Source organism: Emticicia agri, assembly GCF_004168285.1.
Lineage (GTDB): Bacteria > Bacteroidota > Bacteroidia > Cytophagales > Spirosomataceae > Emticicia > Emticicia agri.
Genome location: NZ_SEWF01000010.1, coordinates 22,300 through 34,463 on the forward strand (window position 1 = coordinate 22,300; position 12,164 = coordinate 34,463).

Here is a 12,164-nt window from a genome sequence, read left to right on the forward strand (position 1 = left end):
ATATTCAAACTTATTCTTCAATTTTTTTAAAAAAAACTGTTGTTTTTTGAATTTTCTCTCCATTATTTTTGTAAAATGATTACTCTGACAAGGGTATTTTTCCAGTAAAAACAAACTAAAAACCAAACAAACGATTATGAGGAAATCTCTTCTACCAAGCCTTTTCTTGGTGTTGTTTTGGAGCGTGCAAGTGTTTGCACAAGACAAAACTGTATCAGGCAAGGTTACTTCATCTGATGATGGTTCTGTTCTTCCGGGTGTGAGTGTTACCGTAAAAGGCTCAACCAAAGGTACAACAACAAATGCAGAAGGTGTGTATAGCATCACAGTACCAAGCAATGCCACACTTACATTCAGTTTTATCGGCTTTGTTACACAACAAGTTCAGGTAAACAATCGTACCGTTATTGATTTACAGTTAGCTTCTGACGCACAGGAATTGGCCGAGGCTATTGTAGTAGGTTATGGTACAACGTCTTCTATCAAAAAAACAGGAGCCGTGGGTGTTGTAAACTCAGACAAAATTGAGAATACACCTTTTACCTCTGTTGATAAAGCCATTCAGGGTCGTGTAGCAGGTTTGCAGTCAGCAGGTGGTTCAGGTCAACCTGGTTCAGTTCAGAATATCCGTATCCGTGGTATCGGTTCAATGACAGCAGGTTCTGACCCTCTTTATGTAGTAGATGGTGTACCTATCAACTCTGGTGACTTAACAAGAAATACAACTACTGCCAATGCTTTAGCAGGTATCAACCCTAACGATATTGAAAGTGTTTCGGTATTGAAAGATGCCGCTTCTGCGTCTATTTACGGTTCTCGTGCAGCCAATGGCGTTATCCTGATTACTACTAAAAAAGGTAAAGCAGGTAAAACCAAAGTGCGTTTTGATACTGAAATCGGGGTAGCAAATATTGCTTATCTGAGCGATGCTAACCGTCCGTTAACTTCAGCAGAATGGCGTGAATTAACCGCTGAAGGTATTGTAAACGCAGGTATTGCCCCTGATATTACCGCTGCCGGAGCTTTGGTTGACCAGAACTTCAGAACTAACAATGGCGTAAATACTAACTGGTTAGACGAAGTTACCCGTACAGGTACACAGCAACAATATAACCTTTCGGCAAGTGGTGGTAACGAAAAAACACAATTCTACTTTTCGGGTGGTTATTTCAAACAAGAAGGTACAGTTATCGAGTCGTTGTTCAACCGTTACACCGGTAATATGAACCTGACTAACAAAATAACTGATAAATTGACGTTGAAAGCCAACTTAATGCTTTCTTCTACAGGTCAGAAAGGCCCTGGTACTGGTGGTTTGTTTGCTAACCCTGTCTTGACAGCCTACTTCTTATTACCATCTTATTCTCCAAGAAATGCTGATGGTTCGCCAAACATTACCGGTCCTGATTTCCCTGCAGGTGCACTTTTCAATCCGCTTGCGATTGCGCAAATGGATAAAAGAAAAACATCTGGTATGAAAGGTATTTCTACAGTAGCTTTAGAGTATCAGGTATTGAAAGATTTGAAACTTTCGTCTAAAATTGGTTTAGATTATAACAACTACGAAGAAGACGTATATAACAACCCATTTCAGGGTGATGGTAGAAATGATGCCGGACGTGCGTCAAGATTATATACCCGTTATTTCAACTGGGTATGGACAAACTTAGCTGATTATACCTGGGATATTACCAAAAACGATGATTATGTATTGAACGTAATTGCCGGATATGAAGCACAAAAATCACAACAATATTTCTCTAATGCTGTTGCTTATGGGCTTCCTGCCAACCTGAATATCATCGTTCCATCTGCAGGTTCGGTTTATAACTCAGCCATTGGTTCAAACAGTGATTACTCTTTTGCCTCAGCTTTAGCAATGGCTAACTTCTCGGTACAAAACAAATACGTTTTGTCTGGTAGTTTCCGTAGAGATGGTTCATCAAGATTTGGTAGCAATACCAGATATGGTAACTTCTGGTCTGTAGGTGGTGCATGGAATATCCACAAAGAAGCATTTATGACTGATCTTACCTGGATTGACCAGTTGAAATTAAGAGCTTCTTATGGTGTGAATGGTAACGCTGCTATTGGCGATTACGACTGGCAACCAACCTATGCTTATGGTGCCGGATTCAACTACTTAGGTGCAACCGGTAGTGGCCCTAACGCTGTAGGTAACGTAAACCTTACCTGGGAAGAAAACCGTCCGTTAGACATAGGTTTTGATGCGACTTTATTGAGAAAACGCTTAAACGTTACGGTTGAGTGGTACACCAGAAAAACAACAAACCTGTTGTTAGATGAGCCATTATCAAGAACAACCGGATTTACCAGCTTTAAAAACAACATTGGTTCATTACAAAACCAAGGTGTTGAGGTGGCTCTTTCAGGAACTCCATTGATTATCGGTGATTTCACCTGGGATGCAAGTTTCAATATCTCAATGAACAAAAACAAAATTTTAACGCTTGTAAATAATACTGACCAGGTAGCTGGTGCGTTTATCAGAAGAGTGGGCGAAGACTTCCAGTCATTCTACGTAAGAGACTGGGCAGGTGTTGACCCTCAGACTGGTGCCCCACAATGGTGGATTGACGGCACTCGAGCTGAGAAAACCAGCACCTATAACAGTGCTAAACAATTTATTGTAGGTTCGGCTACGCCAAAAGCATTCGGTAGCTTGGGTTCTACTTTTTCGTTCAAAGGTTTAAGTCTTGATTTCTTGTTCTACTATAACTTCGGAAACCTGGTACGTGATAGCTGGGCTAACTACACGCAAAGTGATGGGTACAATGCAACCTTTAACAGAGTGGCTGCTCAGTTGGAAAGATGGCAAAAACCTGGTGATATTACCAATGTTCCTAAATATGTATATGGTGGTTCAGGTGCATCAAACTCTTTATCGAGCAGATATTTATATGGTGGAGACTATATCCGTTTAAGAGACATTACTTTTGGTTATACTTTACCATCGAACATCATTTCAAAAGCGAAACTGAGCAACGTAAAATTGTACGTAAGAGGAAGCAACATCTGGACATGGGTGAAAGACAAAAACTTACCGTATGACCCAGAGACTTATATCAATAGTTCTACAAACTTAGATATTTACCTTCCAAAAACGTTTACAGGTGGTTTACAAGTTGCGTTTTAAACAAAAAATTTTAAGAATTATCATGAAAAGATTCAATCATAAAATAGTGGTTTTAGGAATGGTGGTTACAAGTTTTCTTTCTTCTTGTAGCGATTCTTTTCTGGAATTATCTCCATACACCCAGGTTCCGAACGAAGCAGCAGTAGCCACAGAAGCTGACTTATTGGTAGCTTTAAGAGGAACTTACGCACAGTTGAGAAGTGCCAACTTGTTTGGTCGTACTATTCCGGTTATCGGAGATTTAGGTGCCGACAACGTGTTTCTTTCTTCAAGAAACTCAGGTAGATATTTTGCATTCGACCAATACGTAGTTACTACAGCAAATGCAGACTATGAAGGTTACTGGAATAATGCTTATACAGCTATTTTAAGAGCTAATAACATTATTGATGCAAAATTGGCTGACAACGCTAACGTAAATCAGATTAAAGGCGAGGCTTATGCTTTAAGAGCTTTATTGTATTTCAATCTGGTTCGTAGCTTTGCTAAATCTGGCGATATGGCAGCAGAAGGAGTACCTATTGTATTGAAATATGACCCGACTTTAAAGCCAAAACGTAATACCGTTCAGGAAGTTTATACGCAAATTCAGGCTGACTTAGATAAAGCGTATGCTGGTATGACAACTTATACTGGTTCGGCCAGATTTTCTAAATTTGCGGCACGTGCTTTGGCAGCTAAAGTTAGCTTCTATCAAGGCGATTACGAAAAAGCCTATACTACAGCAACTGAAGTAATCAACAATGGCGGGTTTTCTTTATTAACAGCAGATAAAGTATTAGCTTACTGGGCTTCTCCAACTTCTAATGCTGAAACCGTTAAAAGTGAAACTTTATTTGAAGTATCGGCTGATGCTACACTGAACGCAGGTACTGACGAATTAGGGTATATCTACAACCAACAAGGTTACGGTGATTTATTAGCAAACGAAGAGTTGTATAAATTATACTCAGAAACCGACATTAGAAAGAAACTAATCGTAATTGGTTCAAGAGCACAGGCTGAAAATCCTGCTTATATCGTCAACAAATACCAGAACGTAGCAGGCGACAGAGACGATAAAAAAGTACTTCGTATGTCAGAAGTGTACCTGATTGCAGCTGAATCTGCGGCTCGTACCAACAAGGAAGCAGATGCTTTAAAGTATCTGAATGCCTTGGTGGCTCAAAGAGACCCTTCATTAGTATATGCTTCTACCGGAGCTACACTGATAGAAGACATCATTACTGAGCGTAGAAAAGAATTAGCTTTTGAAGGCGACAGATTCTATGATTTGAATCGTCTGAAAAGAGACATCGTTCGTGTGGGTGGCAGATACCAGCTAAGAAATGTACCATTCAGCAGTAATTTCAGAATAGGTCCAATCCCACAATCTGAAAGAAATGCGAATCCAAATATTTCGCAAAATCCTGGATATTAATTCTGTTTTTTCTTTAAAAGCCCGACTTAGCTTTAAGTCGGGCTTTTTTATACCTTTATTTCTCAACCTATCGTTATATCAACAATGTGATTTAAAAATTATTCTGATTATGAGAAAAACTATTTTGTGCATGACCCTTTTTCTGGGTGCTATAACTACCCGAGCCCAATATATGCAAGATGTAAATGGTAGGCCTTTACTGGCGGGTAAATATGTAGATTTAGTGGGTACACCTTATCTTTTTGAAGACTGGACTAAAGGCGAAGTAACCTTAGAGAATGGAAAAAACCACAAAGACCTTGACCTGAAATATGACCAGATAGAGGGGATTGTGTTCTTCAAAGGGAAAAATGGTGCTGATATGGGTTTTACCTCAATGGTAAAATCTTTTATACTCTACCCTAATAATGTAGCTATGAGTTTTGTTCAGATTCCTGAAATAAAAGAAACTGAAAGAGACCCCTATTTTGAAGTATTAAGCGACGGCAAGAAAGTAAAATTGCTAAAGAAAACAAAGAAGGTAATCAGAGAAGGAAAAGCCTATGGTTCGGCAAGCGGAACCAGAACATTTTCTGAAAACACCATTTATTATCTTCTTAAAGCGGATGGTACTTATACTAAAGTAAAAAAAGATAAAAAAGCCATTATCAATGCTTTAAGCGATAAATCAGTAGAAGTAGAACAGTATATAAAAGATAACAAAACGAATTTTAAAGAAGACGCCTCTGTTGCTGCAGTGGTTAATTATTATAATACTCTATAAATGAATAAGGGGCTTTTGAGCCCCTTTTCAGCATACATGTCTTTTATCCCCCTTTAGGGGTTAGGGGCTTTTTTCACGCCAGTATCTTTTTGGCATATATTTCTGTCAGTACCTCTACTACTTTATCTATTTCTTCTTCTGTATTGTATTTGCCGAAAGAGAAACGAACATTGGCTCTGTCAGGTTGTACATGTAAAGCACCTAATACATGAGACCCCACATCTGTACCGCTTGAACAGGCACTTCCGCCTGAACAGGAAATCTGAGATATATCTAAATTAAACAATAACATATCACTATCGGCACTTGGCGGGAAACTCACACTCAATACCGTATAAAGGCTGTTTTCTACATCAGCCGAGTCTCCGTTGAAAGTAATTCCCGGAATATTTTCTGTCAGTTTTTCAATCATCCGGGTTTTTAAGCCTTTGATATGCTGCTGGTGTGCCTGCATATCCCGGTAGGCTATTTCAAGGGCTTTTGCCATGCCTACAATACCATATACATTTTCAGTTCCGCCACGCATATTACGCTCCTGCGAGCCTCCATGAATAAACGGGTGAATTTTATTAGTAGCATTGATATACAAGAAACCAACCCCTTTGGGCCCATGAAATTTATGTGCCGCTCCTACAAGAAAATCTATGTTTAAATCCTGTAAATTATGCGTATAATGTCCCATAGTCTGCACCGTATCAGAGTGGAAAATGGCCTTATACTTCTTACATATTTCGCTCACCTGCTTCAAATCCAGTAAATTGCCGATTTCATTGTTACCGTGCATCAAAGAAACGAGTGTACGTGGTTTTGTGCTTAATAGCTCTTCTAAGTGAGCCATATCAACATGGCCTTTTGCGTCAAGTTTTACATAACTTAACTCAATAATGCCTTGCTTTGCCAGATGCTCTAATGTATGCAATACGGCATGATGCTCGGTTGGCGAAGTAATGGCATGTTTTAGCTGATAAGTATCAATACTACAGGTAATAGCCGTATTATCTGCCTCGGTTCCACCCGATGTAAAGAAGATTTCTGAAGGCGATGCACCCAATAAAGTAGCGATACTTTTTCGGGCTCTTTCTATGGCCGAACGCACCTGACGACCATGCGCATGAATAGAAGACGGGTTCCCGAAATTTTCTGTCATCAGAGGTAACATGGCCTGCAAAACTTCATCGTCAAGACGAGTAGTAGCGGCATTATCAAGATATATACGTGACATTTTTTATTTGGTTTCTGCAAAATTAATATTTGTTTTTGTATTGTACAACCCACACAATCAATAGACTAAGCAAATTTTATTTGGCAAATCCTGAGTAATGAGCCTTATAGCTCTACACTTGCATTTCTTTTGAATGCTGCCCCGAAATCAATCATTGATTCTGTTTTGAGCACGCCGTTGATATTATCTATTTTATCATACAATACCTTTCGCATATGTTCGCTCGATTTAGCAACAATGCGGGTATAGAGCGTATATTGGCCTGTGATATAATAACATTCGGTTACTTCGGGTATTTTTCTCAGTTCTTCTATAATCAGTTTCGAATCTGAATCTTCTTTCAGGATAATACCTGTAAAAGCACTCCATTCATAACCTAACTTACGTTCGTCCAGAATAATTCCTGCACCTTTCAGAATACCCACTTTCTTCATACGGGCGATACGTTGGTGTACCATCGTATTAGAAATATTCAGATTTTTAGCAATTTCAGAGTAGGGCTTTCGGCCATCTTTTTCTAATTGTATCAGAATCTGTTTATCAAAATTATCCAAAAATTCTTCGTTCAGCATAAGTCAAAATATATTTTATTAGCACATTATCTATTAATATTTTTTAATTTATTCCATGATAGGGTAAATATAACTTAATTATTGTTTATTATAAGTCATTTTAACATTTTTGTCGTATATATCAGAGAAAAGTTAAATATCTGAAGTTATGGTAGTAGATACTCATTTAAGCGAACAACTCATAGAGTTAGAAGAACGCTACGGCGCCCATAATTATCACCCGCTATCAGTTGTTTTAGATAAAGGTAATGGGGTGTATGTATGGGACGTTGAAGGTAAACGTTATTATGATTTTCTATCGGCTTATTCTGCGGTTAATCAGGGGCATTGTCATCCACGGATTATCAATGCTTTAATTGAGCAATCTCAAAAACTGACACTTACCTCAAGGGCTTTTTATAATTCAATGCTTGGCCGTTTTGAAGAATACATTACCCAATACTTTGGCTACGACAGAGTATTGCCAATGAATACAGGCGTAGAAGCGGTTGAAACAGCCATGAAATTGTGCCGTAAATGGGGTTATCAGGTAAAAGGTATTCCTGAAAACAAAGCAAAAATAATTTTTGCAGGTGGTAATTTTCATGGCCGCACACTATCAGTCATTTCAGCCTCTACCGACCCGACAGCCCGTAAAGATTTTGGTCCTTACATGAAAGGCATAGAAATAGTGCCTTATAACAATATAGAAGCCTTAGAAGAGGCATTAATCAATGACCCCTATATTGCAGGTTTTATTGTAGAACCTATTCAGGGAGAAGCGGGTGTAGTAGTGCCAGACGACAACTACTTGCCGGAAGCCTTTCGTTTATGTAAAGCGAGCAATGTGCTTTTTATTGCTGATGAAATTCAGACAGGTATTGCCCGGACAGGTAAATTGCTGGCAACCGACCACTATAATATCCGTCCTGATATGATTATCTTAGGCAAAGCCCTTTCGGGTGGTGTATTGCCTGTTTCGGCAGTATTGGCAGATGATGAAATTATGCTCACACTGAAACCGGGCGAACACGGTTCTACTTATGGAGGCAATCCGCTTGCCTGTGCTGTAGCTATGGAAGCATTGAAAGTAGTGAAAGATGAAAACTTAGCCCAGAATGCCGATTATTTAGGAAATATTTTCCGCCGTGAAATGCAGAAGTTAGTTGATGAAACAGCTATTGTTACCCATGTACGTGGAAAAGGTTTATTAAATGCCATTTTAATTGACACTACCGAAGATTCTGACCTCGCGTGGGATATATGCAACCAACTGAAAGAGAACGGGCTACTTGCCAAACCTACGCATGGCAATAAAATACGTCTGGCTCCTCCTTTGGTGATGACCGAAACCCAGTTGTGGGATTGTATAGAGATTATCTCAAATACTATCAGAAGTTTTGAGTAACCAGGGTTACCTATTATTAATACTCCCAGTCTTTAGGTAAGTCCATTTGTCGGGCATAATAAGAAGGTGCATATTTGTGCACTCGTTCCAAGAGCTTATTTACATCACGCTCAAACTCTATGTAGTAATCTTCATGGAGTTTGGGCAATTTTTTTAGAATAAATTCTGTTCGCTTGGCTATATAGAGTGCCACTGTATCTGACTTACTGTTATATTTCTCTAATAAGCTGAACTGGTTATCGAAGAAACTATTCAACAGATAAAGCGTCAGTTCAATCTCGCCATATTTGTCTTTAGTTATTTTTACATGATTCGTGATTCTGCTATTCAAATCACGCATATCCATCATCATCCAGCCGGGTGTACTATGCGTCATTTTTGAAACCCTCAAAATACTTTTCTTAATTTCTTCCCTTCTCTCATTCAAAAAAGATTCATTTTCGAGCAATTGGTATTGCAATTGCTCTATTAATAATTCACTCTTCCCAATCAGGCGTAAAAGCATTTTGTCTTTCTCCTTAACAGGCAGGCTCACAATTGCTTTTTCAAGTTCTTTAGGTATTTTCGACATAGTAATTAATCCAATCCTGAATAAACGATAAAGCCCCTGAAAAGTTCAGGGGCTTTAAAATTACAAAAAATAATGATTTTTATTTAGTACTCTTAATCTCAACCACAAATATTAAAGGCGAATAAGGTGGAATGGCGTATGCACCAGTATTATCTTGCCGACCTTGTGGCCCGTAGCCAAGTGCCGACTTAAAGACCAATACGGCTTTTTCTCCTACCCGCAGTTTTTGCAAGCCTTCTTCAAAACCTTTAACTACTCCGCCACCACCTAAGTACACATCTATTTGTCCGGTATCAAACTGCTTGATAGTACTTGCCAGATAGCCTGTATATTTTACAGTAGTCGTCTGGCCTGCGGCCAGTTGTGTTCCGGTAGTTTGTGTCATTTTAAGCACCTTTACACCAGACTCCGTTGTATCTGTTGAAACGAAAGTTGTATTCGTACCATTCTGAATATACTCGTCTATTTGCTGTGCTTCACTACGGTATCTGACTGCCTCCAAATCAAACACGATAACCGATTTACCTGGAATTTTATCACGTGCCTGCTCACCAAAAGCCAAATAAGAAGGAACTAAAAAAGTACCTCTTTCGCCTTCTTTCAATATACTGAGGGCATCTAATAGTCCTTGCAAATATATTGTACCACCAAAAATAGCCGAATAAGGCGCATTTTTTAATCTTTCAGTACTGTCAATTCTTGTACCATCTAATAAAGACATCACAAAGTGTATCTTTACTTCATCACCTAAATTCGCATTTTTCCCCGCAGCATTGGGCTTTGTAATCTGGTAATACATTCCATTGTCTGCTTTAGTCATCTGCAGGTTTTTGGTGTTGATATAATTCAACATTTGCTGGTCGTTCAGCTTAACGGTTTCTTCGAGGTCGTTAGTAAGAAAACCACTACAAGCATTTAATAAAACCGAACAACCTACTACAACTAATCCAAGTACTATCTTTTTCATTACAATTAAATTATTTATTTCACATCTATAACTTCCATTTCAAAAATCAATGGGCTGAATGGAGGAATAGGGCCACTACCCTGCTCGCCATAAGCTAAGTTTGATGGAATAAAAACGATATTTTTTTCGCCCTTTTTCATCATCATCAATGCTTGTTCCCAACCCGGAATTACAGCACCTTGCCCAACAGGAAATTCAATGGGTTGTTTACCAACAGAACTATCAAATATGGTTCCGTTCATCAATTTTCCCGTATATGCTACTTTGACGGTATTTCCTGCTATAATGGTTGCACCAGTTCCTTCTTTCACAACGACACGATAAATGCCATATTGTGTCTTAGTAGCATTAGGAAAATTTTTCTTGGCAAAATTATCCATCAATTGCAACTCATTATTTTTCTTTTCTTCCTGTGCTTTCTGGAATTGTGCCATCGTCTGAATGTTTCTTACTTTTACAATAAATCTCATATCAGAGCCTTTAGATACACCTGGAGGCAATGGTTGCTGAGCACGCATAAACAACGAATCGGCGCTTACATAAATCGTAGCACTATCGCCTACTGACAAGTGAGTAATGGTATTGATAAAATCACCTTTAAACTGACCTTTCTGAACAGGCATGGTTATAGGCTCTTTTCTTTTATAAGTGTCTGTAAATACAGTATCGTTGGGTGCTTTTATTACTAAATCAAAAGTTACCAGATCTCCTTCTTTTGGTTTTACTTTACCATCTCCGCCTTCGTGAATCTGGTATTTTGAGCCATCAGACTCTTGGGTTACTTTAAAGTTATCGCAAGAAAAAAGCAAACTTGTTGCTAACGCAAGGCCTAATGTAGGTTTCAAAAATTTTGTCATGAAATTTATTAATTATAATATAGTACGTAATAAAATATTTATTCGCTGTTTAATAATTGTTCTTTATATCGGGGCAGAAGACTCAGAAATTTTTCAAGCGTTTTTTCCAGACTCACATAAGAACGCCCGCCTGCTGCATTTTTATGCCCACCGCCATCAAAATGATTTCTCGCAAATTCACTTACCGAAAAATCTTTTACCGAGCGGAACGAAATACGTATCATGTCGTCTCGCTCTACAAACATGGCTGCCATTTCCACACCTTTAATCGATAAGCCATAATTTACAATTCCCTCAGTATCTCCGTTTTTAGACCCATATCTGGCTAATTCTTCTTTAGAAATAGCCATGTAAGACACCTTGTATTCAGGCAGAAATACCAGTTTCTGACTTATGGCAAACCCTAAAAACTGAATACGGTCTAATGAATTATTATCAAAAATTTTCCGCTGTACACTATTGCTCGCCACCCCTATTTCTATCAGCTCACCGGCTACTCTGTGCAAATCTTTGGTAGTACTATCAAACCTGAAAGACCCCGTATCTGTTACCAAACCTGCATATAGGCACTCTGCACAGGCAATATCAATCAGGGCTTTATCGCCAAGGATTTCAATCAGCTGATAAATTAACTCACAGGTAGCTGCTGCCTTCTCATTCCAGAATACAAAATCAGCAAATCTTTCAGGTTGCTGATGGTGGTCTATCAATACTTTTTTTGCAGAAGCTTTTCTCACATACTCTTCCATGCCCTTGATACGGTTGATAGCCGAAAAATCAAGGCAAAAAATAATTTCTGCATCAGCTATCAGTTGCCTGGCTATCTCCTGTTTCTCACTTTCAAAATTAATTACTTCCTTCTCACCCGACATCCATTGTAAAAACTCAGGGTAATCGGTAGGTGTAATAACCGTAACAGTGTGATTTTTTTTCTTTAAATAGGAGGCCAAACCCAACGATGAACCAAGCGCATCGGCGTCTGGATTTTGATGAGTAGTAATAACAATTTTTCGGGGTGATGCCAATAAATCGTTGAATTCTTGTAATTTTTGTACCGAATCTGTGAAAAACTCTTGCATAGCGCCGCAAAGGTACAAAGTAATGATGGGAAAACAAACATGCAAAAACCAATGCTAAAGCATTGATTAAATATTTTTTATAAAACATTCAGTATATTTTCAATAAATTGAATATTCTGAATTTTCAATAAAATATGAAAAATTAGATAATTAGTGACGATAAAGTTAT

General features: G+C 38.5%; 10 protein-coding genes. 4 read left to right on the forward strand and 6 right to left on the reverse strand.

Annotated elements, in window-relative coordinates:
• Positions 1–136: 136 nt before the first annotated feature.
• The 3 genes from EWM59_RS08635 (at position 137) to EWM59_RS08645 (ending at position 5,340) form a co-directional block, all read left to right on the forward strand.
• A complete protein-coding gene (locus EWM59_RS08635; RefSeq protein ID WP_130020563.1) occupies positions 137–3,157 on the forward strand; it encodes a SusC/RagA family TonB-linked outer membrane protein in 3,021 nt (1,006 codons plus the stop codon).
• Positions 3,158–3,179: 22 nt separating this feature from the next.
• Entirely contained in the window at positions 3,180–4,577 is a 1,398-nt protein-coding gene (locus EWM59_RS08640; protein WP_130020564.1) for a RagB/SusD family nutrient uptake outer membrane protein, read from the forward strand.
• 109 nt (positions 4,578–4,686) lie between these two features.
• Positions 4,687–5,340, forward strand: coding sequence for a hypothetical protein (locus EWM59_RS08645; protein ID WP_130020565.1), 654 nt, complete (start codon positions 4,687–4,689; stop codon positions 5,338–5,340).
• A gap of 73 nt (positions 5,341–5,413) precedes the next feature.
• On the opposite strand, the gene EWM59_RS08650 is transcribed toward EWM59_RS08645, so the two are convergent.
• Both EWM59_RS08650 and EWM59_RS08655 read right to left on the reverse strand, forming a co-directional pair.
• Positions 5,414–6,562, reverse strand: a complete 1,149-nt coding sequence (locus tag EWM59_RS08650) for a cysteine desulfurase family protein (protein WP_130020566.1) — start codon at positions 6,560–6,562, stop codon at positions 5,414–5,416.
• A 104-nt stretch (positions 6,563–6,666) separates the two neighbouring features.
• Entirely contained in the window at positions 6,667–7,134 is a 468-nt protein-coding gene (locus EWM59_RS08655; RefSeq protein ID WP_130020567.1) for an Lrp/AsnC family transcriptional regulator, read from the reverse strand.
• A 148-nt stretch (positions 7,135–7,282) separates the two neighbouring features.
• Between EWM59_RS08655 and rocD the strand changes: the two genes are divergently transcribed.
• Positions 7,283–8,521, forward strand: coding sequence for an ornithine--oxo-acid transaminase (gene rocD, locus EWM59_RS08660; protein WP_130020568.1), 1,239 nt, complete (start codon positions 7,283–7,285; stop codon positions 8,519–8,521).
• Positions 8,522–8,537: 16 nt separating this feature from the next.
• On the opposite strand, the gene EWM59_RS08665 is transcribed toward rocD, so the two are convergent.
• From EWM59_RS08665 to EWM59_RS08680, 4 genes are all read right to left on the reverse strand, one after another.
• On the reverse strand, positions 8,538–9,092 hold the full coding sequence (locus EWM59_RS08665; RefSeq protein ID WP_130020569.1) for a hypothetical protein: 555 nt from the start codon (positions 9,090–9,092) through the stop codon (positions 8,538–8,540).
• Between the two features lie 79 nt (positions 9,093–9,171).
• Entirely contained in the window at positions 9,172–10,059 is an 888-nt protein-coding gene (locus EWM59_RS08670) for an FKBP-type peptidyl-prolyl cis-trans isomerase (protein WP_130020570.1), read from the reverse strand.
• 14 nt (positions 10,060–10,073) lie between these two features.
• Positions 10,074–10,916, reverse strand: a complete 843-nt coding sequence (gene bamJ / locus EWM59_RS08675; RefSeq protein ID WP_130020571.1) for a BamJ family beta-barrel-assembly machinery protein — start codon at positions 10,914–10,916, stop codon at positions 10,074–10,076.
• 38 nt (positions 10,917–10,954) lie between these two features.
• The gene (locus tag EWM59_RS08680) at positions 10,955–11,995 is read right to left on the reverse strand and encodes a DHH family phosphoesterase (RefSeq protein ID WP_130020572.1); all 1,041 of its coding nucleotides are present in this window, start codon (positions 11,993–11,995) and stop codon (positions 10,955–10,957) included.
• Between the last annotated feature and the right edge of the window lie 169 nt (positions 11,996–12,164).

Excerpts from the sequence above, each read along its gene's own strand:
- EWM59_RS08635 (WP_130020563.1), top strand. The coding sequence starts at position 137 with ATGAGGAAATCTCTTCTACCAAGCCTTTTCTTGGTGTTGTTTTGGAGC.
- EWM59_RS08640 (WP_130020564.1), top strand. The coding sequence starts at position 3,180 with ATGAAAAGATTCAATCATAAAATAGTGGTTTTAGGAATGGTGGTTACA.
- EWM59_RS08645 (WP_130020565.1), top strand. The coding sequence starts at position 4,687 with ATGAGAAAAACTATTTTGTGCATGACCCTTTTTCTGGGTGCTATAACT.
- EWM59_RS08650 (WP_130020566.1), bottom strand. The coding sequence starts at position 6,562 with ATGTCACGTATATATCTTGATAATGCCGCTACTACTCGTCTTGACGAT.
- EWM59_RS08655 (WP_130020567.1), bottom strand. The coding sequence starts at position 7,134 with ATGCTGAACGAAGAATTTTTGGATAATTTTGATAAACAGATTCTGATA.
- rocD (WP_130020568.1), top strand. The coding sequence starts at position 7,283 with ATGGTAGTAGATACTCATTTAAGCGAACAACTCATAGAGTTAGAAGAA.
- EWM59_RS08665 (WP_130020569.1), bottom strand. The coding sequence starts at position 9,092 with ATGTCGAAAATACCTAAAGAACTTGAAAAAGCAATTGTGAGCCTGCCT.
- EWM59_RS08670 (WP_130020570.1), bottom strand. The coding sequence starts at position 10,059 with ATGAAAAAGATAGTACTTGGATTAGTTGTAGTAGGTTGTTCGGTTTTA.
- bamJ (WP_130020571.1), bottom strand. The coding sequence starts at position 10,916 with ATGACAAAATTTTTGAAACCTACATTAGGCCTTGCGTTAGCAACAAGT.
- EWM59_RS08680 (WP_130020572.1), bottom strand. The coding sequence starts at position 11,995 with ATGCAAGAGTTTTTCACAGATTCGGTACAAAAATTACAAGAATTCAAC.